21 protein-coding genes and 1 pseudogene are annotated in these 22930 nt (G+C 64.9%); 9 read left to right on the forward strand and 13 right to left on the reverse strand.

What is annotated here, in order from left to right; translation table 11 throughout:
• Window positions 1-78: 78 nt before the first annotated feature.
• From ACTOWK_RS20895 to ACTOWK_RS20910, 4 genes and pseudogenes are all read right to left on the reverse strand, one after another.
• Window positions 79-459 (reverse strand): chitin binding peritrophin-A domain-containing protein, encoded by a 381-nt coding sequence (locus ACTOWK_RS20895; protein ID WP_441332014.1) that lies wholly within the window; start codon window positions 457-459, stop codon window positions 79-81.
• Window positions 460-780: 321 nt separating this feature from the next.
• Complete coding sequence (locus tag ACTOWK_RS20900; RefSeq protein ID WP_441332015.1) at window positions 781-1095, reverse strand: hypothetical protein; 315 nt, start codon at window positions 1093-1095, stop codon at window positions 781-783.
• Window positions 1096-1311: 216 nt separating this feature from the next.
• Window positions 1312-1722, reverse strand: coding sequence for an SRPBCC family protein (locus ACTOWK_RS20905; RefSeq protein ID WP_441332016.1), 411 nt, complete (start codon window positions 1720-1722; stop codon window positions 1312-1314).
• 435 nt (window positions 1723-2157) lie between these two features.
• Window positions 2158-2736 (reverse strand): annotated as a pseudogene (locus ACTOWK_RS20910) (class I SAM-dependent methyltransferase); the annotation flags it as partial.
• 246 nt (window positions 2737-2982) lie between these two features.
• Here ACTOWK_RS20910 and ACTOWK_RS20915 point away from each other — a divergent pair.
• Window positions 2983-3348: a hypothetical protein gene (locus ACTOWK_RS20915; protein WP_441332017.1), complete on the forward strand. Its 366-nt coding sequence runs from the start codon at window positions 2983-2985 to the stop codon at window positions 3346-3348.
• Between the two features lie 138 nt (window positions 3349-3486).
• Here the strand turns inward: ACTOWK_RS20915 and ACTOWK_RS20920 are convergent, their stop codons facing one another.
• The 4 genes from ACTOWK_RS20920 to ACTOWK_RS20935 all read right to left on the reverse strand — a co-directional run bounded on the left by ACTOWK_RS20920 (window position 3487) and on the right by ACTOWK_RS20935 (window position 6758).
• Window positions 3487-4488, reverse strand: a complete 1002-nt coding sequence (locus ACTOWK_RS20920) for an NADP-dependent oxidoreductase (RefSeq protein WP_441332018.1) — start codon at window positions 4486-4488, stop codon at window positions 3487-3489.
• 70 nt (window positions 4489-4558) lie between these two features.
• On the reverse strand, window positions 4559-5257 hold the full coding sequence (locus ACTOWK_RS20925) for an SDR family oxidoreductase (RefSeq protein ID WP_441332019.1): 699 nt from the start codon (window positions 5255-5257) through the stop codon (window positions 4559-4561).
• A gap of 135 nt (window positions 5258-5392) precedes the next feature.
• The gene (locus ACTOWK_RS20930) at window positions 5393-5974 is read right to left on the reverse strand and encodes a TetR/AcrR family transcriptional regulator (protein ID WP_441332020.1); all 582 of its coding nucleotides are present in this window, start codon (window positions 5972-5974) and stop codon (window positions 5393-5395) included.
• Between the two features lie 265 nt (window positions 5975-6239).
• On the reverse strand, window positions 6240-6758 hold the full coding sequence (locus ACTOWK_RS20935; RefSeq protein WP_441332021.1) for a hypothetical protein: 519 nt from the start codon (window positions 6756-6758) through the stop codon (window positions 6240-6242).
• Window positions 6759-7163: 405 nt separating this feature from the next.
• Between ACTOWK_RS20935 and ACTOWK_RS20940 the strand changes: the two genes are divergently transcribed.
• On the forward strand, window positions 7164-7376 hold the full coding sequence (locus tag ACTOWK_RS20940; RefSeq protein WP_057916470.1) for a DUF6289 family protein: 213 nt from the start codon (window positions 7164-7166) through the stop codon (window positions 7374-7376).
• A gap of 381 nt (window positions 7377-7757) precedes the next feature.
• On the opposite strand, the gene ACTOWK_RS20945 is transcribed toward ACTOWK_RS20940, so the two are convergent.
• Entirely contained in the window at window positions 7758-8021 is a 264-nt protein-coding gene (locus ACTOWK_RS20945; RefSeq protein ID WP_441332022.1) for a hypothetical protein, read from the reverse strand.
• A gap of 1037 nt (window positions 8022-9058) precedes the next feature.
• On the opposite strand from ACTOWK_RS20945, the gene ACTOWK_RS20950 reads away from it, so the two are divergent.
• Window positions 9059-12895 carry a beta strand repeat-containing protein gene (locus ACTOWK_RS20950; RefSeq protein WP_441332023.1) on the forward strand — a complete coding sequence of 1279 codons (3837 nt, stop codon included), beginning with the start codon at window positions 9059-9061 and terminating at the stop codon, window positions 12893-12895.
• 127 nt (window positions 12896-13022) lie between these two features.
• Here the strand turns inward: ACTOWK_RS20950 and ACTOWK_RS20955 are convergent, their stop codons facing one another.
• Window positions 13023-13364 carry a hypothetical protein gene (locus tag ACTOWK_RS20955; protein ID WP_441332024.1) on the reverse strand — a complete coding sequence of 114 codons (342 nt, stop codon included), beginning with the start codon at window positions 13362-13364 and terminating at the stop codon, window positions 13023-13025.
• 185 nt (window positions 13365-13549) lie between these two features.
• On the opposite strand from ACTOWK_RS20955, the gene ACTOWK_RS20960 reads away from it, so the two are divergent.
• The 4 genes from ACTOWK_RS20960 (at window position 13550) to ACTOWK_RS20975 (ending at window position 18391) form a co-directional block, all read left to right on the forward strand.
• Window positions 13550-14314: a hypothetical protein gene (locus ACTOWK_RS20960; RefSeq protein WP_441332025.1), complete on the forward strand. Its 765-nt coding sequence runs from the start codon at window positions 13550-13552 to the stop codon at window positions 14312-14314.
• Window positions 14315-14554: 240 nt separating this feature from the next.
• Window positions 14555-15487 (forward strand): hypothetical protein, encoded by a 933-nt coding sequence (locus ACTOWK_RS20965; protein WP_441332026.1) that lies wholly within the window; start codon window positions 14555-14557, stop codon window positions 15485-15487.
• Window positions 15484-16569 carry a hypothetical protein gene (locus ACTOWK_RS20970; protein ID WP_441332027.1) on the forward strand — a complete coding sequence of 362 codons (1086 nt, stop codon included), beginning with the start codon at window positions 15484-15486 and terminating at the stop codon, window positions 16567-16569. Before ACTOWK_RS20965 ends, ACTOWK_RS20970 begins: the two co-directional genes overlap by 4 nt.
• A gap of 544 nt (window positions 16570-17113) precedes the next feature.
• Window positions 17114-18391, forward strand: a complete 1278-nt coding sequence (locus ACTOWK_RS20975; protein WP_441332028.1) for a clostripain-related cysteine peptidase — start codon at window positions 17114-17116, stop codon at window positions 18389-18391.
• A 135-nt stretch (window positions 18392-18526) separates the two neighbouring features.
• On the opposite strand, the gene ACTOWK_RS20980 is transcribed toward ACTOWK_RS20975, so the two are convergent.
• Entirely contained in the window at window positions 18527-19324 is a 798-nt protein-coding gene (locus ACTOWK_RS20980) for a LytR/AlgR family response regulator transcription factor (RefSeq protein WP_441332029.1), read from the reverse strand.
• A gap of 1 nt (window position 19325) precedes the next feature.
• Entirely contained in the window at window positions 19326-20408 is a 1083-nt protein-coding gene (locus tag ACTOWK_RS20985) for a sensor histidine kinase (RefSeq protein WP_441332030.1), read from the reverse strand.
• Window positions 20409-20586: 178 nt separating this feature from the next.
• Between ACTOWK_RS20985 and ACTOWK_RS20990 the strand changes: the two genes are divergently transcribed.
• Complete coding sequence (locus tag ACTOWK_RS20990) at window positions 20587-21051, forward strand: nuclear transport factor 2 family protein (RefSeq protein ID WP_441332031.1); 465 nt, start codon at window positions 20587-20589, stop codon at window positions 21049-21051.
• Between the two features lie 46 nt (window positions 21052-21097).
• The gene (locus ACTOWK_RS20995) at window positions 21098-22174 is read left to right on the forward strand and encodes a hypothetical protein (RefSeq protein ID WP_441332032.1); all 1077 of its coding nucleotides are present in this window, start codon (window positions 21098-21100) and stop codon (window positions 22172-22174) included.
• A 29-nt stretch (window positions 22175-22203) separates the two neighbouring features.
• Here ACTOWK_RS20995 and ACTOWK_RS21000 read toward each other — a convergent pair whose 3' ends face one another.
• Window positions 22204-22683, reverse strand: coding sequence for a VOC family protein (locus ACTOWK_RS21000; protein WP_441332050.1), 480 nt, complete (start codon window positions 22681-22683; stop codon window positions 22204-22206).
• Between the last annotated feature and the right edge of the window lie 247 nt (window positions 22684-22930).

Raw genomic sequence — 22930 nt, forward strand, 5'->3', positions numbered from 1 at the left:
GCCGGTCGCGGAAACTCTCGCAATAGCGGTCGCAGGCGGCGCAATACGATGCCGCCTGCGCAGAGCGGCAGGCGCTGCTTATTTGTTGTCCGATGCCTGGCTTCCGGCTTGCTCCCAGCCGGTCACCCCACAGTTCTTGACGTTTCCTTTCCAATCGCAGGTTTGCTTCTCGATGTCGAAGCTAAGGCCTGCTGGGCATCTGATTGCTTCCATGCGAAAGGTGCCGTCCTCGTTGGCATGGCAGCGGACGACGTCGCGGCAGTCACTGTCCGTGGTGGGCCGAATGTATCGGCCGCTGGGCTTGTTCAGGCAAATATGATTGTCGTCGGTCGCTTCTTCGTCCGTCTGTTCCGATTCAGCGTTCGCCGACAGGCTTAGTACCAGGAGCATGAGCGGAATGATCGCGGCGAGGAGTTTATGAAAGGTGCGCCGATCGGTTTTGCGAGCTGCGAGGATCATGAAGGCCTCCAGAGGATTCGCGGGGTGAAAGAGGGGGTAGGTCCCGGAAGGGACTCCCGATCATCCAATGCCGCAGAACCTCGGTTGTGATTGAGGTCTAGATGTGGCATTCGCTCACATTCGTTCACGCCGGAATGAATGGTGCTTCACTCGGACGCGGGAGAAGTCTCGCGGCCTCTTGAATGCCCAAGGTGATCGGCATCATGTCCAGGCGCTGAGTCCGTTGGCCCGGAGGTGCGAATTCATTTCGAACCAGGTGGCTCGCAGCCAACCCGCATCGGCGAGTTCGGACGGGTGAATCCGATTCAGGTCACGACTCGACTACCACCTGGCGCTCGGCGCCGAGCTCAGGTCTTCGTATAGCCCGAAGACGTCGTTGTCGTCGACGCCCGGATCGCCGATGGCGTACAGCGTTCCGAACACCGCTTCGTAGGTGGCGCTGCGATAGAGCAGGCAGAGGTCGGCGGCCGAAACGCCGGCCGCCAGCGCCCGCTCGATGGCCGGGCCGGCCGCGGCGAAGGTGGCGTCGGGTCGACGCCTGCAGTTGGCGATGATGTTGTCGAGCCGGGAAGGATCTTCCAGCGGATTGATGAGCTCCCGCCAAAGATGCTCGACCAGTTCTTCTCTCGTAGGCATGAGGAACTCCACGCGGCGACCGGCGTCGGGATGATGGATGGAGTGCGGGTCGGAGCGCCCTCCTGCGAGCTGTGGCTAGGCTACCGAGTGGCTGGAACAGCCACTCGGAAGTCGGGGGGCGCGTCCCACTGGGGCGAGCTGCATCCGCGGCGGATAGGCAGCGTCGTCGGCGACACTGCGTTGGTCTTATCCGCGCGGCTGCACAGCCGCAGAGTTTCAGGCCTTAGCTTCGACGTAGCGCCCGAAGTTGTCGAGGATGGCCTGCCAGCCGGCGCGCTGCATTTCGGCCGGGTTCTCCGATTCCGCATCGAACGTCGACTTCACCCGGACGCCGCCGGGGCCGTCGATGAATTCCGACTGGACTTCGCGGCCGTCGTCCATGCGATAGGCGATGGCTTGGTACGGCTCGACACGGGTGTAGGTGCCCTCGAAATCGAAGCCGAAGCTGCCATCCTTGGCCTCCATGCGCGACAGGAACCGGCCGCCTTCGCGCAGGTCGACGGTGCTGCGCGTGGTATGCCAATCGTCCTGGGCGGTATTCCACTGCTTGATGTCTTCGGGGGTATTCCAGGCGCTCCAGACCTTGTCCAGCTTGGCGTTCACGACCGTCTCGATGGTGATTTTCATTGCATTCTCCTGTGGTGCCCGGGGTGGGCTTTCATTACTACGTCGAACGGGGGAGCGTCAAAACGACAGGCTCGCGAAATTTTTTTCGGCCTCGATGAGGCCAGCCCCGCCCCATCGTGCAGGGGCATGTCGGCTTGATGTTCTGAGGCGGCCGGGGGTTTATTGCTATGCGGGCCGCTGATGAATTCGGCGCCACTCGGCCGTTAATAGGTGTCGGCCCCGCGGACGTCGGCGGTCGACTCGCGCGAGCCGGCGCCAGCGCCGAGAGCGGGCCTGCGTGAGGCCGGGTAGCCGCTCTTGCGGGGGCGCAGGCGATGCAGGCATCGGAACCTCGGGTGTCCCTTGGGTCTCGATACGCTCGCTGGTCGCTCCCGATCCCACGGGAACCCGGTCACTGCCGGGGCGCATTCGAAGCCAGCTCCAGGCCAAGGGCGGCTAAGCCAATGCCCGCCATCCGCGCCACGCAAGCCCGGCATAGAACAGCTCGGCCTGGCTGAAGCCGGCGATGGCGAGCAGCGCTTCATCGCGGGCGGCGCTGACCATCTTCAGCACGTTGACCAATCGCCCGCAGGTCGTCTCGACCTGCTCGCTGTCGGCGCCCGATTGCAGGGCGAAATCCCGATAGCGATCGAGGGCGGTCGCCGCGTCCGCCGCCGCCAGGTCGATGCACAGATCCACCAACACGAACGGCGCCCCGGGCTTGAGGCGCTTGCGGATTTCCCGCAGCGTCTGTTCCTTGGCGCCGTCGTCGGCAACGAAGTGCAGGGTCAGCAGGCAGGTGGCCGCATCGAACGGCCCCGGTGGCGCGTCGAAGATGTAGCCGCGATGCCAGTCCACCCGCTCATCGGCACCCGCTTGCAACATCCGTTCCTTGGCCGCGTTGAGCATCTCTTCGGCGGGGTCCACGCCCACGAATCTCCACTGCGGGCATCGCGACGCGAAGGCCTCCAGCTCCAGGCCGCCGTCGGCGCCGAGCACGAGGACGTTTCCAATGGCGCCGATAGCCCAGCCGAGCCGAGCCGTTGCAGAGGCGGGGAGTGGCGGCGGCCGAACCCGCGGTGCGCTGGCTGGAAGGTCGGATGCTGGGGTCTTGCGATGTTTTGGCCGTGGGCTTTTCGAGCGGTTTTCCGGCGATCGAGCGGGCGCGAAGCCTTATCCTGATCCGGACCGCTACCCGACGCGGCCCGACGCGGCTCGACGCGGCTCGACGCGGCTCGATTCGGGCGCCGGTCGGCACGCCCATCTTCGAGGATGATCCGTATGCAAGTCCCGTACTTGATTGCAGCAACTATCGCGGCGGCAACCGGCCTGGCGCATTCGGTGTTGGGCGAGATCCTCATCTTTCGGCCGCTGCGCGTCGGCAGTGTGGTGCCGGCACTGGCTGCGCCACCGCTGCGCGTGCGCAACATCCGAATCCTCTGGGCCACGTGGCACCTCGCCACCTTGTTCGGCTGGGCGTTCGCGGGGGTTCTGTTCCAGTTGGCGCTTGGCCGCCCCATGTCCGCAACGCTTGCCATCGGCGCGATCGTGTTCGCCTATCTTGGCGGAGCGGAGCGGTGCTCGTGCTCGTCGGCACGAAGGGGCGTCATCCCGGCTGGGTCGCGCTGGCGGCGGTGGCGGCATTGACGGCGGCCAGTGCCGCCTGACGACTCACCACGGGTGCCTCCTGCAATACCTTCGATGGATCGCGGCCAGTGAACCGACTCGACTCAGATGCTGAAGCATCCACGTCATGCATGGGCTTCCTTGGCCGTGCCATGCCGCTTACTTCATCTTGACGACGACCTTGCCTCGCGCGCGGCCCGTCGCCAGGTAGGCCATCGCTTCGTTGGTCGACGCGAACGGGAAGACTCGATCCACGACGGGCCGGATGACGCGGGATTCCATGAGCGAGGCGATCTTGCCCAACTGATCGCCATTGGAGCGCATGAAGACGAACGAATAAGCGACGCCGTGCCGTTTGGCTTTCGTGCGGATGCCGAGGCTCAGCAGGCGCATGACTTGCTGCAAGGGCCAGCTCAGCCCACCGTCTTTGGCGAAGGCCGCATCCGGCGGACCGGAAATGGAGATGAGCTTGCCCCCGGGCTTGAGCACCTTGAGGGAGCTTTCGAGGGTGCGCGGGTCCAGGCTGTTCAAGACCACGTCGTAACCGGTCAGAACCTGGGCGAAATCCTCTTTCTTGTAGTCGACGACGACGTCCGCGCCGAGGCTTGCGACCAGCTCGACGTTATCGGTGCTGGTCGTCGTCGCGACCGTTGCGCCGAGGTGCTTCGCCAACTGGATGGCGAAGGTGCCGACGCCGCCGGAGCCGGCATGGATCAGCACCTTCTGCCCCGGCTTCAGCCCGGCACGTTCGACCAACACCTGCCAGGCGGTCAGGCCCGCCAGCGGGATCGAGGCGGCTTCTTCCATGCTGAGATGTCCGGGTTTCAGCGCCACGTCGGCCTCATCCATGGCGATGAGTTCGGCGAACGCGCCGATCCGGTCCTGGTGCGGCCGCGCATACACCTCATCGCCGGGCTTGAATCTTCGGACCTTGGGCCCGACACGTACCACCACCCCGGCCACGTCGTTGCCCGCGATCAGCGGCAAACGATAAGGCAGGATGAGTTTGAACTCGCCGTCCCGGATCTTGGCGTCCAGTTGGTTCAAACCGGCGGCGTGGATGGCGACCAGGACATCCCGGTCGCGCACTTCCGGATCCGGCATATCGCCGAAGCGCAATGCGCTGCCGGCCTTGTAGCGATCAACGATGAATGCCTTCATGACGGCGGCTCTCGGTATGGCGGGCGGGTTTGGGACGCGCTATCGATAGGAGCGGTGTCGGCCGCTGCGGCTATGCGCCGATATAGGCGCGCGGCTGGGCCACCAGCCCGGCATGCACGTGCTGAGTGGTCGGGTCGGCCAGCAGTTCGGGTTGCCCGGCTTCGAGGGCGGCGATGACCTGCCGTACGACATCGTCGGGGGCGATCTTCTGTCCCGGGATGCCGCGGCCCATGTCGGTGTCGATGACCGCCGAATGCACCGCCAACAGCTCCGTATCCTGCGCCTTCAATTCCTGCCGCAGGGCATTGCCCAGGGCCCAGCCGGCGGCCTTGGAGGCGCTGTAGGCGCCGGTTCCCGGCATCGTGAGCCAGCTCAGCACCGACAGCACGTTGACGACCGCGCCGCCGCCATTGCCGGCCAGCACCGGCGCGAACGCCTGCACCAATCGCAGCGGGCCGACCGCATTGGTCTCGAACTGACGATGCAGCGCGTCGATCGCGTTCGGATCGAGCAACGAACCGAACTCGGCGATGCCGGCGTTGTTGACGAGCAGCGTGACATCGCGCAACTCATGCGCCAGTGCCGCGATGTGTTCCGGTTGGGTGACGTCCAACCGCACCGGCATCACGCCGGGCAGGGTGATGCGGGCGGGGTCGCGTGCCGCGGCATAGACCTTGGCCGCACCGGCCGCGAGCAGGCCTCGCGCGAATGCCGCGCCTAGCCCGCGATTGGCGCCGGTGACCAGCGCGATGGAACCTTCGATCTTCATGGGGAGAGCCTTGGTGAGAAGTCACTGGGTTGCACGGAGCCGGCGCCGATGGCGGCGGTCGGCTTGGGAATGCCCTTGAATATGATGATCGTCATATTGACGGGCGAGTTAAAACGCCCTGCCGCGAGGAGGGAGTCAGGACTCAGTAGGGAGAAGCTGCTTCAGGGCCGCCTCGCGCAGCCCGTCGGAAAGCTTGGGGTCGTCGACGGCGCGCGCCAGCACCAGGGCGCCGACCATCGTCGCAACGGCGAACAGAGCGCGTTCGTGCGCGGCCGGCTGGCCCCAGTCGGGCGAATGGCGGGCGACGAGATCCACCATCTCCTTGATGCGGCGCGTGGCCGCGCGCCTGACCTCGGGCGCCTGGCGCGGCATCTCCGAGCCGAGCGCGGCCGTAGCGCAGCCCGTCTCTATCTGTTCGAGGTGTTCGTTCGAGAGATAGGCCTGCATCATGGCCGCGAGCGCTTGCTGCGAGGGCACGCTGGCGGCGATGCGCTCCATCGTCGCCACGCTTTCGCCGCCGGCACGGTCGGCGGCCTCGGCCAACATCGCCTCGCGCGACGGGAAATGGGCGTAGAAGCCGCCGTGGGTAAGTCCGGCGTCTTTCATGATGTCGGCGACGCCGGTGCCGCCATAACCGCTGCGACGGATGGCGCGCGCGGCAGCGTCGACGATGCGATCGTGCGTCGCTTCTTTGGACCGGGTGGCGGCTCTCTTCATATGACGATCATCATATTTCATCCCTGAGGGCTGGCGCAACAGGGGCGCTCGCAGGCCGCCTGTTCAGATGAAGGGGACGATGCCGCTTTGGGGCCGCCAGCGGAGCGGCGGGCGGTCGGCGAACCCGCCCGCAGCGGCCGGCAGCAGGTCCTCACAAGCGGACAACAGAGTTCGAACCGGACCGATCAGGCTCCGCGATCGACGCGGTTCGTCTGCCTGCTCGCGATGCGAGTGCTTCCGCTGCTCCATCGCGCTGGCGCCTTGCTCAAGGGCAGGCGAAGGCCACGCTGTGAATCGATGTTCGCGACGGGTCGGGTTGGATTTGTAAAAAGCAGGCATCGTCGTCGACGCCATAGTGCAAGATGCCTTCGTCGTCGCCATCGTAGATTTCGCCTTCGCCCCAACGCTTGCGCGCTTGCTCCAGAGGCTGGCCCGGGCACAGGCCCGAAGGCGTGCAATAGTCCGGCGACGTGGATTCCAGCAAGAGCACTTGGCCGGGCTGGGTCATTTCGATGCGCAAGCCACGATAGATCAGGTGGTAATCGTGATCGCCGGGCGCGCCTGTCGTGCTTTGGGGCTTGCCTAGCTTTTTGCGGACCAGGGCCAAAGAGTCGCCCAGCTTCAAGCCGGCCAGGCTCAGCTCGCCGCGGGACGGTGCGCCGGGCGGTGCGGCCCAGGCGGTTCCGGCGGACAGCAACGACATCAGAACGATGACGCGCCAGTTATGAATCTGCATGGTGTCTCCAGATCGCGGGCTCATGATCGCCCTTGCTTCGGCGTTCACTCATCGAAACCGGCTTGGCCGACTCGCCGTCGCCCGCAACTTCGAGCGCGTTGCATCCATCCTCGCCGAAAGCCATTCACTTTGCACACCGGCCAGGGAGCCTGCGCCAGGCCGGTGCGCGGCATCTCTTCGTCCATTGCCGTTACTCGGGCCCGCGCCGGCATCCTGATGATCGTCGAGGTGCTTGCGGCGGGGAGTCTGTCTTGGCGAGGCGTCGTCACGAGGCGTCGTCTTCATGGTCGTATAGCAAGAAACTTGATCGCTCCATCGCAAGGCCGCGGCCTGTTTCAGGAAAGAATCGACGGACTCGCGGTTCCGAATTCGCGATGCCGGACACGGCCCGCCATGGCCCTCGCTGTATCTTGCCCCTGCGGCAGCCTGCCGCGAGCCAGGGAGAGGATGACGATGCGCAACATCAAGTTGATCGTGTTGGGAGCTCTGTTGGCGGTCTCCGCCGGTACCGGCGCGGCTACCGCTTCCGCGGGTTGTTATTGCTCCGTCGTTTACTACGATGCAGCCGGCACCGTCGTAGGCATTCGCCAGCCGGCCGGATGCGGCGATCCGGGCTGGGGCATCATGACGATCCGGTCGAAGGCCTACGCCGGCTGCATCATGTAACGCGCAGCGCTCACGATACGGCGAAACCGCCAGCCCCTCCGAGCGGTTTCGCCTTCTTTGAGTCGAGCGCTCGCCGTCGTGCATCGAGCCGTCGTGAGCGAGCCGCCGAAGTCCACCTTCGACGGAGAAGCCGGCAGTTCGGCGCGGCCAGATCATCGGCTATGCCGGCAATGCCCGTCCTGATGCACCGCACCTGCATTTCGCGCTGTTCCTGTTGGAGCCTGAGAAGCATTGGCGGCATGGCACCGCGCTCAATCCGCATCCGGTCCCGACCGTAAGACCTGTCGGCTCGGTCCAATGACGTCGGCGACGGAAATGAAAAGGCGGGGCCCGTGCAGGGCCCCGCCTCGAATCGCATCGTCCGTCGGCCGCTGCGAATCCCTACATCTCCACGATCGGTCCACCCGGATCCGGCGCCGGTGGGCAACCCCGGTCGGGGCTGCACAGTCCGATCAAACGCCATGCGGCGCCGCGGCACTGATACAGCGAGCCGGGATCGTACGGATGATCGTACGCCACCTGAAATAACTCGCCCTCCCGTTCCACGGTGCAGGCGTAGGTCGGTTCCGCTGCCACGGGCGCGACCGAGCCGATCAGTCCTGCGAAGAGCGCGAGCGCGGCTCCTTTGGCAATCCATCCCTTCATGCGGTGTTCCTCCATTGAAAGCCGCCTCGCTTGATTGCTCTCTGGATTTGGACAGTGGCTGCAAGCACGGCCCATCGCGATGACGCGAGCTCCTCGGAAGCGGCGGCGGCCTCCGGAATTCCTTGCAAACGACGCTAGCACAGGGCGTCTCGCCAGTCGGTGCGCAGGTGTCGGTACGGGTGAGTTCGAGCAGATGCGGTAGTGCTGTCACCTGGGCGGACGCATGAAGCGACGTTGCGTATCGACTGGCCCCTTTGGGCGCGGGAGCGAACATGCGATCCCTTTGCGCTACCCGACCGTGCATGCGTTCGTGCAGGGCGCGGGAGTGGGGCGGCTTGCCGGCATGCAACGACGATGCGGGTGCCGCCGCCCTGCCGTTTCGCGATGCGAGGTTCGCGGTCGCCTGCATCAACAAGCGGTGCTCGCCGAGGCCTTAGTGCATCGGCCGCCGAGACGCTGCGGCAGCGGCACAAAACATACGGTTAGGTACTGACACATCCTGGCTAGAGAGGCCCGCTGCATCACGCGCCATATCGCCAGCATCCATGTGCCAGGAAGGGCAATTAGTGACCCAAAGGGTGGCCGAAAAGGTCACCTCGACCGCGCATTAACGGAATTTAGCGGGATTTACCCTCGTTTGGCCGTGCCGACGATTGGCGCGATTTATGTGACGTAAGTCACATAAGTTAGATTTGTCGTCCGCCGCCCCCTCCGGCCGGACGCGGCCCGGTTCTCTGCCATTACCGACGGCTGGGCGAATGCAGTTTCGCTTTGCGACCTGAGCAAAGGTCTTCAGGCACGAGTCTGAACGGGCAGGAAGCCCCGCTAGATAGCTTTAGGGGGAGGCTATGTCGATCATCCAGTCCCAGTTCCGGCGGCGCCGGTTCGGAATGCGGGTAGCGCTGTGTGCGCTATCCAGCTTTGCAGGCACATCTGTAGCGACGGTGGGCAGCGGAACGCAACCTGCCCGCTCGCCTGACGTCGCCGTCGCCCGTCGCACGCGGCGCGCGTGCCCGTTACCGCCCTGGGCAGTCGGGTTGGCGCTGATACTGGGCGCAGGCCAGGCGCTGGCGGCCACGTATACGGTCACGATGCCGTCCACCGACATCGCCGGCACCTGCACGCCGGTAGTGGCGGGCGCATCTGCCTGCACCTCGCTGCGCGCCGCCATCACCGCAGCGAACCTGACCACGACGGTGGACGACACCATCGCGTTCAGCGCAGGCGGCAGCATCGCCATCGCCTCGGCGCTGCCGCTTATCACCGATACCACCACGATCAACGGCAGCGGCATCACCTTGAACGGCGGTGGCGGGTCGTACTCGGCCATCCAGTTCAGCGGTGCCGGTGCGATCAACAGCCAACTGCAAAGCATCTCGATCGCGAACTTCAGTCAGACGGCGGTCACCATCAGCAACGCACCGAACGTCGTGCTGAACAACAACACGATCGGCATGCCGAGCGACAGCTTCGATGCCGTTCGCTGCTTCGACAGCGACAACTGCAGCATCACCGGCAACACCATCAGCAACGGCTTCTATGGCATCAGCGTGTTCAACAGCACCGCGATCGCCGGCTACAACGCCACGGTCACCGGCAACATCGTCACCGGCACGAACTACGGCGTCGGTGTGGCCAGCGCGAGCAATGTCAGCGTCGGCGGCAATACGATCAGCAACACCAATTTCGCCGGCATCCGTCTGGTGCCTCAGTTCAACCTCAGCAATACCGACAACAACACCATCACCAACAACAGCCTGACCGGAGGCGCCGGCGCAGGCATCGTGCTCCAGGGGTTCGGCGGGATGGTCGGGCTGAGCACCCTCAGCAACAACCTGATCCAGGGCAACACGATCACCGGCAATACCGGGGCAGGCATCAGCTTCCAGAGTTTGCCTGGGGTGCTGGCCATCAATGCCAATACCGTCACCGGCAACACCATCACCGGCAACGGCGGCGACGGTGTCGAGATTTCCGGCGCCAATGCCGCCAACAATGCGATCTACGCCAACCTCAATATTTCCGCCAACACCGGCTTGGGCATCGACCTCAATGCCGATGGCGTGACCCTGAACGATGCGGGCGACGGCGACACCGGTCCCAACGGTCTGCAGAATTTTCCGATGGTGACCAGCATTGCCGGCAATACGGTCGGCTTCACCCTCGACACCGCCGCCAATGCCAGCGGCTATCGCATCGACTTCTACAACAATCCCGCTGGCCTGGACCCGACCGGTTACGGCGAAGGCCAGGTCTGGCTGGGCAGTTGCATCGTCGCCAGCCCCAGCGCCATTACCCCCAGCACCTGCACGATCGCCGGGGTGAGCACCACGACCTTACGCATGACGGCGACCCGATGCCTGACCGGAGCCTGCACCTCCGGCGCGACCTCCGAGTTCAACACCATCATCCCCACGGTGACGCTGAGCAAGGGGCTGAGCGGCAATCGCGTGAGCGACACCGACCAATTCACGGTGCAGATCAAGAACGGTGCGAGCGTACTCACGACCCCGGGCAACGATACCTCCGCGGGCACCGGCAACTCGGTTACCGCCGGTACCGGCACCACCGGGGCCACTGCGGTCGCCACAGGCACCGCCTACACCCTGACCGAAATCGCTGCCGGCACGGCCAACCTGGCCAACTACGCGCAAAGCATCGTCTGCACCAACGCCAACACCGGCTCGACCACGACGCTGCCCAGCGGCACCACCCAGCCATTCACTGTCAATCCGACCAGCGCCGCCGACAGCATCAACTGCACGCTGACCAACGCATCACTGGCGAGGGTAACGGTGACGAAGATCTCCAACGGTGGCATCGGCACGTTCTCGTTCTCGGGCGGCAACGGTGTAGCGAACCACAACATCGTCACCGCCAGTCCGGGCGTGGGCGTGGCCGGTGCGACGCAAACGCTGACCACGGCCGGTATTGCGACGACGATCACCGAGGCGGCGCCGCCGGCCGGGTTCGTATTGAGCGCGATCAGTTGCAACGGTTTGGGCGCCGGCGGCACAGCGACGCCGACCATCAACGGCGCCTCTGGCGGCAATGTCGTGCTCGATGCGGCGGCGACCGCGGCGGGCAGCAACATCGCCTGCACCTTCACCAACACCAAGCTGGCGACCTTGCGCATCCAGAAGAGCCGCGTGGGTACCGTCGGCGGCCCGGTGACCTTCAACTTCGCCGGCGACGGCCCCGGCACCGGTCTGCCCAACGACGACAGCTTCGCCTTCACCCTCAGCACCACCAGCAGCGAAACCCACGATTACGGCACCGTCAACAGCACGCCCTCGCCGGGCACCAGCGCGCTGAACAACCTGGTGCCTGGCCTCTATACGGTCAGCGAGAGCTTTACCGACGGCAACAACAACGACTTCGAACTGACCAACGTCAGTTGCATCAACCAGGGCGGCGGGATCACCGGCAGCACCGTTACACCGACTTACGGAGCCAACGGCGGCAGCGCGGCGATCAATCTGGTGGCCGGCGCCAACTACCTGTGTACCTTCATCAATACCCGCGATCCGCATGTCGTGCTGACCAAGGAAGTGCAGGGCGCCGGCGCGATGTTCGGCTACAGCATCACCGCGACCGGCAACGGCTCGATCACGCCGGCCGCCCCGGCCCTGTCGCCGGCCAGCAACAGCACGGCCTCGGTCGATGTGGATGTTTCGGTACAGAACAACAACTCGCGCGACGTGACGATTACCGAGAACGCGCCGCCGGCCGGGTACGTGCTGGTCAGCGTGTCCTGCACTAAGATCAGGACTGCCGCCAACGGGACGATGACGTCCACCACCTACATCGGCAACATAGCGACCCGCGCGGTCACGATCCTGGATTTCACTCCGGACGACACCGGCTCGTGCAATTTCGTCAACGCCCAGCAGTCGACCGTGACGATCCGCAAGCTGAGCACCGGCGGCACCGGGACGTTCGCGTACACTGGCGGCACCAATGGCCTGCCCGCCAGCTTGAGCCTGAACACCGCCACCGCCAATCCGCAGACCTCGGCGGTGTTTGCGCTGACCACGCCCGGCCAGCCTGCAAGCCTGACCGAAACCGTGCCGGCCGGTTGGACCCTGACCGACGCCACCTGCGTGGATGCCAGCAACAACGGCGTGCCGGTCACGTTGACCGGCGGCACCTTGACCATTCCAGGCGGTTCGACTGGAGGCGGCGAAGCGCTCACCTGCACCTTCAGCAACAGCAAGGCGCCGCGCCTGCGCCTGCAGAAGCAGTTGCCGCTGGGCCGCTTCACGAGCACGGATCAGTTCACTCTGAACATCGGTAGCAGCGTTGTCACTACCACTGGCACGACCAACGCTCCGGCCGAAACCTCGACGGTGGACCCGGCCGCGGTCGGCACCGGTTACACGTTCGCGGAAGCCGCCGTCGCGGGTGCGGACCTGGCGAACTACGCCGTTACCTACGCCTGCAGCAACGCGCTCAGCGGAGGCCAGGCACCGAGCGGTAGCGTCGGCAGTTTCAGCCTGACTCCGGTCGCCGGCGACGACCTGCTGTGCACCTTCGTCAACACCCGCAATCCGATCGCCGACCTGAGCATCAGCAAGACCAATACGCCGGGTTCGGGTCCGAGCGACCTGGCCAACGACAGCCTGAGCCGAGGTGCGAGCACCACATACACGATCGTGGTCACCAACAACGGCCCCGATGGCGTTACCGGGGCGAACCTGCGGGACCTGGCTTCGGGCCGCAGCAACCTGGATTGCACCGCGCCCGCGACGTGCAGCGGCACGGCCTGTCCCTCGGGAACGCTTACGGCGGCGCAACTCGATGCCGGTGTCGTGCTAGGCGCGATGGCGATGGGAAGCACGGTGACGGTTGCGCTGACCTGTGTCGTGCAATGAGAGCGGCCGGCCACCGGCCCCTCTCTACCCGGTGCTCTGGGCCTTCGACACCCGGAATTGCACGATGTCCGCATGCTTCACCCTCCGGCCGATAGCGGAGGTCGGAAGGCCGAACGTGCTGAAGCCGTCATGCATTCGGATCTTCCGGTCGGCGAAGATCGAATCGGCAGTGAAGACAGAAATCGGTCCGATAGTCGGTGTGTGCGCGGTCGTCTACGGGGCCGGGCGCCACCCACTGATGCGGGATCGCCGTGCAGGACGGGCAACGGAATTGGTCGGCTTTGTCGAGCCGTTTGACCGTGTGCACTCCCAAGGCGATCAGGACCAGAACGGAAGCGGATATCGTAGCGACGGCGACGGCGGTCGAGTGCGCAAGGAAGCCGAGGAGACCGAAGGCGATGGCGCCACAGGAAAACAGCGGGGTGGTATCGGAAGGGCCCCTTAGTCGATTGTACTCATCCAGCTTCATGCTTCTAAGGCCCCGGGCCTTCGCGATCGGATGGCTAAACGATAGCAGTGTCGGTGCTTCCCGGTCGGCGGTCGGTGCCGGGCCCTCATACTGTATCGGCCCCGGCGGCGCCGCTTCGCGTTCCTGGCTCAGACCGGTGCCGGGCGACCCGGACTTCAGCGTTCGAATAACCACGGAGGAAAGCCATGCGTCACCTGATTTGTGCGGCAATAGCGGCGCTGCTGGCCGTTGGCAATGCGCAGGCGGAGCCGGTTGCAACCGACATCGTCGTCAGGGCGAAGGCCCGGGACGGAAAGTTCATCGGCTCGTCGATCGGCGGCGCCTGGGTTCGGATCAAGGACGCGGACAACGACAACGTGCTGGCGGAAGGCTTGACCGAAGGCGGCACCGGCGACACCGAGGCCATCATGAGTACGCCCCGAACGCGTTACGGCGCGATAGCGGGGAACGCAGCCGCATTCAAGGCTAGGCTGTTACTCGACAGGCCGGTGTTTGCGACCGTCGAAGTGCTGGCGCCTTACATCAAGAAGCAGGCCAGGACCGTATCGCAGACGCAACTATGGCTCGTTCCCGGAAAGCCCATCGCGGGCGACGGTTTGATCGTCGAGGTACCGGGCATGATCGTCGACATACTGAGTCCGGGTACTCACCTTTACACGCCGCTCAGCCAGGCGCCCTACGAGCTCAAGGCGAACGTGGTCATGATGTGCGGTTGCATCCTCACCGAAGGCGGCACCTGGGACGGCAAGAATATGGAAGTGGCCGCTATCGTCGAGAAGGACGGTCGCCGCTATAAGACGATACCGCTGCAGATGCAGGCAACGATGAATACCTTTCAGGCGCTGTTGAAGCCCGATGCTCCCGGCAACTATCGCATCACGGTGTATGCCTACGACCCGAAGACCGGCAATACGGGCGTCGATCAAACCAGTTTCGTGGTGACGAAGTGAGCGGAGTCGGCCTCGCTCCCGCTGTCGACCGCATCGCGCGGTCCGTTCGGTAGCGACGCATCCGGCGACGCGCGACCTGCCGGCCAGTCCCGGTGTCGCGCGAAGCCCCTCACCTGCCATCCCGGTTTGCAGATGTGGCAAACTCGGCCGGCTTCGGCGCCGGGCGCTCGCAGGCGACGGGTGCACGGCAAGGGACTCGGTTGCGGCTAACGCCGCGGGTTACGGAAGGCAGGGGTGGCTATGGAGCGGCGCGCAAAGGATGGCGGGAGCGGCAAGGTCCTGATGGGGGCCTTGATATTGCTCGCGATCGCAGTGGCGGCCTGGTGGGGGCTGAGTCGCGACCGACCGACGAACGAAGAGCAGCGATCGGTTTCGCAAGTCGCACAGGCCGCACAGGCCGATATGCCGCGGCCGGGTTCCGCGCCGAGCGGGACGCCATTGCCGCGCGGCTCGTTTCTGCAGACCCACCAAGCGCTCGAAATCCGCGCACGCGCAGGCGACGCGGGGGCCGCCTATCGCCTGGGCCAGGTCATCAGCCGGTGCCGTGAGTACCGGCCGATTCCCGGCGGCGATTTTACCGAGATGCTGGCGCAAGCGATCGCCAAGGCCGACAGCAGCACGAGCTTGGGCGGACGCAGAATGAACGATCCGGACCTTCTGGATGCCTTGCTGTACGGCAAAGACAGAATGGACGCGATCTGCGGCGAGGTAGGGGATTTGCCGGCCTCGGTACGCAAGGGCGATGCGCGCGCGTGGTTCGAACTGGCGGCGGAGGGCGGCCATGCGAAAGCCATGGTCGACTATGCCGCTTTCGCGTTCGAGGAGTTTCCCTCCGATGCGGACCTGCTGGACAATGCTGCGGAGGTGATTGCACGGCGTGAGCGCGCCCGAGGCTATCTGCGCCGTGCGTTCGAGGCCGGCGAGCCCCAGTCGCTGCTGGCATTGGCCGCTACCCATGGGCACAAGCCTTATCTGGGTCGCAACATGACCGACGCACTCGCTTACTGGAAGGCGTATCGACGGACGGGCGAGGGCAGCAAGCTGCCGCAAGCGCTCGCGAGGATGATGGACGCACAATTGCTGGAACTCGCGAGCCCCCAGCAAGTGCGCGATTCCGAGCGGCGCTCGCGCGAAATCCTGCAGGCATTTCAGCAAAGGAAGGCACCGTTATGAAACGATGGATCGGATGGGGAGCGGTGACGTTGGCCTTGGGCGGCTTGGCCGTGTGGTTCTATACGGGCCGAACCGCATCGACGCAGAGCGGCGCTGCAGCGCAGGTCGCGACCGCCGAGGCGAAGATTTCGCAGAAGCGCCCAGCGCCGGCCGGGCAAGATGCCGCCGACGCACTTCGGCAACGCCTGTCGCAACTTCCGCAAGAGTCGGCCGCGAATCGCGCCGCCAGCAAGCGATTCCTGGAGCAGCTGTGGAGCAAGCATCCATCCGGTAAGTGGTTGCTCCCGCCGCTCGACGAGGTCTATGGCGAACTACGCGCCGCGGCGGAACGGGGCGACGTCGACGCCGCCTACGTCTTGGGAAACCGATCGGCCCAATGTCGCAAGACGGTCGTAGAAGGCACGCCGGACAAATTGCTGATCCGGTTGGAGCAGGAGCTGGAGCTGCAGGATCCAACGCCTCAGTCGCGGGGCCGCATGGCGAGCGTCCACGAACGAATCGCCGGGAATCTTGCGCAGTACGAAGCCTGTTCGCGGGTCGGCCAGGCCGCTCTGGACGAGTCTTTGCTGTGGCTGGAGCGCGCAGGTCGGGGGGACGCCAAGGACGCCAGGCTCGCCTATGTGGCGACGTGGTCCGAACAGGCGGGCCGCGACCGCGATGGATTGATCGCCGACATCGAGCGCGCGGCGAAGCAGCGGACGTTGGCGCACGAATGGCTGGCCGAAGGCCTGGCTGCCGGCGAGGACCGCGCTTTGGATATCTACATCGATGCGTACTCCGGAAACGGCGGACTATTTCCGCGCGACCGCGTGCAGGAACTGGCGTATGGCTATGCCCGCGATCTGGTGCAGGGCCGACGCGGTTCCGGGTTCGAGGCGCTATGGGCCAATGGCCCGATTCGCTTCGGCGACTTGTCGTCGCAGCAATGGGATGCGATCGAGGCGCAGGGGCGGGCGATTTTCAAGACTCACTACGAATCGCGCCCGATACGGCCGAATAGCGCGCCACCGGCGTCGCCGTCGTCGAAGCTGCAGCAGCAGGCGCAGAACAGCGCCGGGACTGTCGATAGCGGGCGCAGATAGGCTTGGCGGCCGCTGGCTCGCGACCGCCGGCCGTTGCCGGGAACACAGGCCTTCGATCAGCGGCAGAGCCGTCTATGGAAGGCCTACCGCCATTGTCGTGCTTATGGGTGGAGGCAAGGCATGAGCAACCCTTGCCGGAATAATTCCGCTGGAACGACGCCATCTCCCACGCTGGCCGTCCAGTTCGAGGCATGAAGCGGTGCCATGGTGACGCAGCGCACATAACCAAGGCTCGCACGGCACAGTCGTACGAGTACGGCGCAACCGAACAATGCGCCCATTAGCTCGATGCCTGCATTGCTTCCGCGTGTGAGGAGCGCGCGCATCGCTTCGACACGCAGCGCGGTTGCGTCGCCATCGCGACGACTGGCGTCGCGTTCCTCAAACGAGATCACATAAATCGTCATGCACTCGGCTGGGGTGGCCGGGGGGACGATGCGCCTGTCTGCGCTTTTACCTTTAGCGAATGTGCATTCGCTGTTTCGCCGCGCGAACGAAGCGCGCCGTGCGCGCGGCTTACCCTGCCCACATAGGAATCAAATCGATGAAACTGTTGAACAAATCACTGTTGGCCGCGGCATTGCTCGCGTGCGGCGGCGCGGCGACTGCTGCGAAGGCTCCGAGCAAGCCCGTTGCGAAAGTCGCCGAGGCCGAATGGAACGTGCTGGTGTTCATGAACGGCAAGAACAATCTCGAGCCCTTCACGGTCCACAACTGGAACCAGATGGCCAAGGTCGGCAGCTCCGACAAGGTCAATATCCTGGTCGAGTACGGCCGCATCGCCGGCTACGACAGCAGCAACGGCAACTGGACCGGGGTCAAGCGCTTCCGGGTCAAGAAGGGCGACAAGCCGACCGCGGCAGGCGCCTTGATGGACTTGGGCAAATCCAAGTTGAACACCGACATGGGCGATAAGGAAACGCTCGCCAACTTCATCGAATGGGGCACGCAGAAGTACCCGGCCAAGCGCACGATGCTGGTGATCTGGAACCATGGCCAGGGCTTCCGCGCCGCGCCGGGCATGAAGGACACCCACCGTTCGGTGTCGTCGGACGACGAAACCGGCAACATCATCTTCAACTCCGACGTCGCCGCCGCGATCAAGACCGCATTGGGCGACAAGAAGCTCGACATCGTGTCCTTCGACGCCTGCCTGATGGCAATGATCGAACCGGCGTACGAGCTGCGCGACCGCGCCAAGTTCCTGGTCGGCAGCGAAGAACTCGAGCCGGGCGACGGCTGGGACTACGGTTTCCTGGCCAACCTGGCCAAGCAGCCGGCGACGACCGAGGCGCAGGCGTTGGGCAAGTGGGTGGTCGACAGCTACAAGGCTTACTACACCAACAACCCGTCCGGCCACACCACGCTGTCCTCGATCGACCTGAGCAAGACCGGCCTGGTCGCCGATGCGCTGGACGCGGTGACTGAAAGCCTGACCACCACCGCCGAGAAGCAGGCCGCGCGCGATGCGCGCAAGGCGATGAGCCCCTACGAGCAATCGCTCGGCGTCGACATCGGTGCGTGGCTGGCCACCCTCAAGACCAAGGCCATCGATGCCGACAGCAAGGCCGCGGTGCAGGACGCTCAGGATGCGCTGGCGCTGGCGATCAAGGCCAACTACAGCAGCGGCAACAAGATCGGCACCAAGTTCTACGGCGACACCGGCCTGGCGGTGTTCTTCCCGCAGAGTGCGAAGGAGTTCAACTCCGACTACTCCAGAGACGGTTACAAGGTCAGCAACACCGACCGCCCGATCCGTTACGTGCAGGAATCGGCGTGGCCGGGCTTTTTGAAGACGGTGTTCTCGGTGCCGACCGAATGAGCGCGATCGCTTTGCGATAGCGGCCAAGCGACGACGGAAGCGAGCGATCGCTTCCGTCGTCGAGCGAAGGCCGGCAGCCGGGCTCTCCGGGAAGGCCGACGGTTTGCCGTCTTTCCGAAACCGGACCAACGCGGATCAGCCGAAAAGCTTGATCTTGTCGCGATAGCTGCGCGACAGCTTCAGCTCGTGTCCCGAATCGAGCAGGAGAAAATACTCGCCATTGAGATGAGGGCGCATTTCCTTGACGCGTTCCAGGTTGACGATGGTGGAGCGGTGGATACGCGCGAACTTGTGCGGGTCGAGGCGTCGTTCGAGGTGCTGCATCGTGCCGCGCAGGACGTGAGTTTCGTCGTTGGCGTGGATGCACATGTAGTCGCCGGCGGCGTCGATCCAGCGGATCGAGTCGGCGTCGATGCGCAGCAGGCGGTGGCCGTCCTTGATCGTCAGCTTATTGCCGGCGCGCGGGTCCGCATCGCCAAGCAGGCTGTCGAGCTTCGAGCGCTGCGTTCCCGGCAGGGTTGCGATGAATTTGAGCAGGCGCTCGTAGTGATCTTCGGTCTTGCGCGCGGTCAGGCGCGAGCGTGCGCGCTCGACCGACTCGTCCAGGCGCGCGTCGTCGACCGGTTTGAGCAGGTAGTCGAGCGCGCTCGCGGCGAACGCGGCGAGCGCATAGTGATCGTAGGCGGTGACGAATACCGTCAGCGGCACCTGGATCGCCGGCAGCATGCGCAGCAACTCGAAGCCGTCGATCCCAGGCATTTGCACGTCGAGAAACATCAGTTGCGGGCGCAGGGCGGAAATGGCGTGGAAGGCTTCGCGACCGTTGCCCGCTTCGCCGACGATTTCGATATCGTCGTGCCGGCCCAGGCGCAGTTCCAGGCCCCGGCGCGCCAGGGGTTCGTCGTCGACGATGAGGGTGCGGATCGTCTTCATCTCAGGGGTTCCGCGCGAGGCTGAACGGCAGTCGGATATGCACGTCCACGCCGCTCGGCTCGCGATTGCGGATGCTCAGTTGCTGGCGCTCGCCGTACAGCACGCGCAGCCGTTCGCGCGTGTTGGCCAGGCCGACAGGCGCATGCCCCTGCGTCGTTGCGTCGTCCTCGACGAAACCGGGGCCGTCGTCGCGCAGATGCAGGTCGAGCATGTCGCCGTCGAGTCGCGCGATGAGTTCGATGCGTCCGCCTTCTTCGCGCCTGGACACCGCGTACTTGATCGCGTTCTCGATCAACGGTTGCAGGATCAGACTCGGCACCAGCGCATTGCGCGCCGCGGGTTCGATGTCCACGACCATCTGCAGACGCTCGCCGAAGCGCATCTGTTCGATACCCAGGTAGAGATTGAGCGCTTCGACCTCCTGGATCAGCGCGACCGGCTGCTCGGGGTCGGAATCGAGCGAGCGACGCAGGAATGCCGAAAGGCTTGCGACCATGCGGTAGGCCGTGTCGCGCTGGTCGTCGAGTACCAGGGTGGAGATGGCATTGAGGGTGTTGAACAGAAAGTGCGGGTTGAGCTGGTACCGCAGCATCTTGATCTGCGCGGCGTGGGCGGCGTTCTGCGCGCGTAGCGCTGCCTCTTTCTGCTGTTGCAGCTGCAACGCGAACTTGATTCCGAAGTACAGCCCGCTCCACGACAGAAGAATGTAGAGCGTCGAGGTGAAGTACCACAGATAACCGAAGATGCTGCGTATCTGGCAATCGTCGCAATAGCGGAAGGCGATGGTCACGTAAAGCTTCATCTGCACCAGCGTGGCCAGCACGAGCAACGCGACCGCGGCGGCGGTCATCCGCGGCACCGACAAGCCCCACAGGCGCCGATATCCCAGGCGCAGCAGGCTGGTGACGGCGAAGCCGCAGGCGGCCACCGACAGCGAGGCGGACGCATAGTGCAGCGGCTTGCCGTCGCCCATCGCGGTGGTGAAGTGGAGGATGAAATAGCCGAACCAGCCGATGCTCTGCAAGGGCCAGAACAAACGCTTCGAGGCTGCCGGGATCGAATCGGGCAAGGCGATGGAACTCATGGGGGGATTCTTCATGGCAGGCGGCCACTATGAATTACCCGATGTCCAGTGTGAAGGCAGCCGTTGCGGCTCAACGCTTCGTCGCGCCCCAGCAACGTCCTGCCGCACGGCCTGCAGACTTCCGTTGGCCCGTCCTGCCTAATGACTGGATCGTTCCGACTCGGCGGCAGAGACAACCATGTTGACGTTTTCCTGGATTATTGCAGCGGCAACGGCAACGGCAACGGCAACGGCAACGGCAACGGCGTCGGTTCCCGGCCCGGCGAACGTCGACCCGGCGACGGTCGCCGCTGTCGAGGCCACCTGTTTCGACTATGTGGACGGCCAGTTGGAGGCCGACCCGGAGCGCGTTGCCCGCGCATTGCACCCGGACCTGGCCAAACGCGCGGTGATCGGGGACACGCCTTACGAACGGCTCGGCTTGCGGCGCATGTCGAAGGAAGAACTGGTGGCGCTGACCAAGAAAGGAGTCTTGAAGACGCCGAAGGAACAATGGGACCGCAGCTGCCGCGTGCTCGACGTGGTCGGCAACGCGGCGTCGGTCCGCCTGGAAACCCAGTGGTTCGTCGACTATTTCCACATGGGGAAGTTCGACGGTCGGTGGATCATCGTCAATGCCCTGTGGTACAGCAAACCCAAGTGATCCGGGCGCCGTTCGATAGTCCATATCAGTCCATGCGGGGTAGGCGATGAGAAGTACGAAACTGATGGCGCTTTGCGTGCTCGTGTCGGCCTGTACGCCGATGAATCCCGCCGAACCTCCGAATGCCGCGGCCGAGCCGGTGGCATCCGTGCAGCAGTCGGGTACTGCGACCGGCAGCGGGCGCCAACTGGCTTCGCCGCAGGCCGATGTCGCCCGTTTGCTCGGTGCGGACTGGTTGTCGGGCACACGCAACGATTACAACCTCAGCACCGATTCCGGGCAGCGTTTGATGGTGTTCGCGCGTTCGGAGGCGAACTTCAAGGACAGCCGGATCTGGTTCGCGCGGAAGGACGGCGCCGGTTGGGGCGAAGCGGCCGAAGCGCCGTTCACCGATCCGCGCTATCGCGACTCCGATCCCTGGTTGACCCCCGACGGCCGGACGCTCTACTTCGTTTCCAATCGTCCGGTCAGCGGCGAGTCGCCGAATACCAGTCTGGATATCTGGCGCGTCGGCGTGGAGGAAGGGCGTTTCGGCGTGCCCGAGCGCCTTGGGGCGGTCGCCAGCGATGGCGAGGAGCTCGGCCCTGAGCTGCACGATGGCTGGTTGTATTTCAACAGCTCGCGCAAGGGAGGGCCGGCGAAGATGGCGATCTATCGGGCGCGCATGAGCCGAGGCGGCTTCGATGCGCCGCAGCCATTGGGTGCGCCGTTCAACGACGGCGCGATTCAAGGCGACTTCACCCTCGCGCCGGATGGCGGCATGGCGGTGTTCTGGAGCCAGCGCAGCGGCTCGGCGGATCTGGACCTGTTCGCGGCCTGTCGCACGAGCGATGGCTGGTCCGCGGCGGTGCGCCTGCCGTCGCCGATCAACGCACCCGGCATGGACTTCACGCCGTCCTTGACCGCCGACGGCAGGCAGTTGCGCTTCGCCAGCATGCGTACCTCGGCGCATGCGGACGATGCCGCGCATGTGTTGAACGGGCAAGCCAATCTCTATGTGGTGCCGACCGCCGTGGCGGTCCGGGCGGTCGCCGAAGAACTGGGTCGGGAAGGCTGCGGCCCGGCGACCGCGCGCGATGCTTCTGCAGCGGCGCGGCCGGCTGGAGCCGGGAACGACTCATAAGGCGAGCAGGCTGACCCTGTCGCGGAACCTCAACCGCGCCGAGCGGCTTCGATCGCGGCGATGTCGATCTTCGCCATTTCCATCATGGCGTCGAAAGCGCGCTTGGCGGCGGCCGGGTCGGGGTCGGTGATTGCCTCGGTCAAGGCGCGCGGCGTGATCTGCCACGACAGCCCCCACTTGTCCTTGCACCAGCCGCAGGCGCTGGTTTGGCCGCCGTTGTCGACGATCGCGTTCCATAAGCGGTCGGTTTCGGCCTGGTCGTCGGTCGCGACCTGAAACGAAAACGCTTCGTTGTGCTTGAACGTCGGCCCGCCGTTCAAGCCGAGGCAGGGGATGCCCATGACGGTGAATTCGACGGTCAGGACATCGCCCTGCTTGCCGGAGGGATAGTCGCCGGGGGCGTGATGGACGGCTCCCACCGTACTGTCGGGAAACGTCTCGGCATAGAACTTCGCGGCGTCCAGTGCGGCGTCGTCGTACCACAGACAAATCGTGTTCTTGCTGATCATTCCGAATCTCCTGGGGTCAGCGGCGTAGAGCGGCCGCGCGGGAAGTCGAACTGCGTTGGAGTCTTGCAAGCAAACGGCCTGCGCGATCATCGCGCGGCACCGCTTATGGCATCGCATCTGCGTTGCGCCGGGGGCATGGTCGATACGCGCTCCAGGGCTCCCAGGGCAGGGACCGGCCCGCAGGCCGTTCGAGGATCGTACTCCGGTAGGGGCGCATCCGCTGGCAGGGCGCCAATGATCGATCCCG

Source organism: Lysobacter sp. CA196 (assembly GCF_052078695.1).
In the GTDB taxonomy this organism is placed as follows: domain Bacteria; phylum Pseudomonadota; class Gammaproteobacteria; order Xanthomonadales; family Xanthomonadaceae; genus Lysobacter.

Coding starts and splice junctions, on each gene's coding strand:
- ACTOWK_RS20895 (WP_441332014.1), bottom strand. CDS start 459: ATGATCCTCGCAGCTCGCAAAACCGATCGGCGCACCTTTCATAAACTC.
- ACTOWK_RS20900 (WP_441332015.1), bottom strand. CDS start 1,095: ATGCCTACGAGAGAAGAACTGGTCGAGCATCTTTGGCGGGAGCTCATC.
- ACTOWK_RS20905 (WP_441332016.1), bottom strand. CDS start 1,722: ATGAAAATCACCATCGAGACGGTCGTGAACGCCAAGCTGGACAAGGTC.
- ACTOWK_RS20915 (WP_441332017.1), top strand. CDS start 2,983: ATGCAAGTCCCGTACTTGATTGCAGCAACTATCGCGGCGGCAACCGGC.
- ACTOWK_RS20920 (WP_441332018.1), bottom strand. CDS start 4,488: ATGAAGGCATTCATCGTTGATCGCTACAAGGCCGGCAGCGCATTGCGC.
- ACTOWK_RS20925 (WP_441332019.1), bottom strand. CDS start 5,257: ATGAAGATCGAAGGTTCCATCGCGCTGGTCACCGGCGCCAATCGCGGG.
- ACTOWK_RS20930 (WP_441332020.1), bottom strand. CDS start 5,974: ATGAAGAGAGCCGCCACCCGGTCCAAAGAAGCGACGCACGATCGCATC.
- ACTOWK_RS20940 (WP_057916470.1), top strand. CDS start 7,164: ATGCGCAACATCAAGTTGATCGTGTTGGGAGCTCTGTTGGCGGTCTCC.
- ACTOWK_RS20945 (WP_441332022.1), bottom strand. CDS start 8,021: ATGAAGGGATGGATTGCCAAAGGAGCCGCGCTCGCGCTCTTCGCAGGA.
- ACTOWK_RS20955 (WP_441332024.1), bottom strand. CDS start 13,364: ATGAAGCTGGATGAGTACAATCGACTAAGGGGCCCTTCCGATACCACC.
- ACTOWK_RS20960 (WP_441332025.1), top strand. CDS start 13,550: ATGCGTCACCTGATTTGTGCGGCAATAGCGGCGCTGCTGGCCGTTGGC.
- ACTOWK_RS20965 (WP_441332026.1), top strand. CDS start 14,555: ATGGAGCGGCGCGCAAAGGATGGCGGGAGCGGCAAGGTCCTGATGGGG.
- ACTOWK_RS20970 (WP_441332027.1), top strand. CDS start 15,484: ATGAAACGATGGATCGGATGGGGAGCGGTGACGTTGGCCTTGGGCGGC.
- ACTOWK_RS20975 (WP_441332028.1), top strand. CDS start 17,114: ATGAAACTGTTGAACAAATCACTGTTGGCCGCGGCATTGCTCGCGTGC.
- ACTOWK_RS20980 (WP_441332029.1), bottom strand. CDS start 19,324: ATGAAGACGATCCGCACCCTCATCGTCGACGACGAACCCCTGGCGCGC.
- ACTOWK_RS20985 (WP_441332030.1), bottom strand. CDS start 20,408: ATGAGTTCCATCGCCTTGCCCGATTCGATCCCGGCAGCCTCGAAGCGT.
- ACTOWK_RS20990 (WP_441332031.1), top strand. CDS start 20,587: ATGTTGACGTTTTCCTGGATTATTGCAGCGGCAACGGCAACGGCAACG.
- ACTOWK_RS20995 (WP_441332032.1), top strand. CDS start 21,098: ATGAGAAGTACGAAACTGATGGCGCTTTGCGTGCTCGTGTCGGCCTGT.
- ACTOWK_RS21000 (WP_441332050.1), bottom strand. CDS start 22,683: ATGATCAGCAAGAACACGATTTGTCTGTGGTACGACGACGCCGCACTG.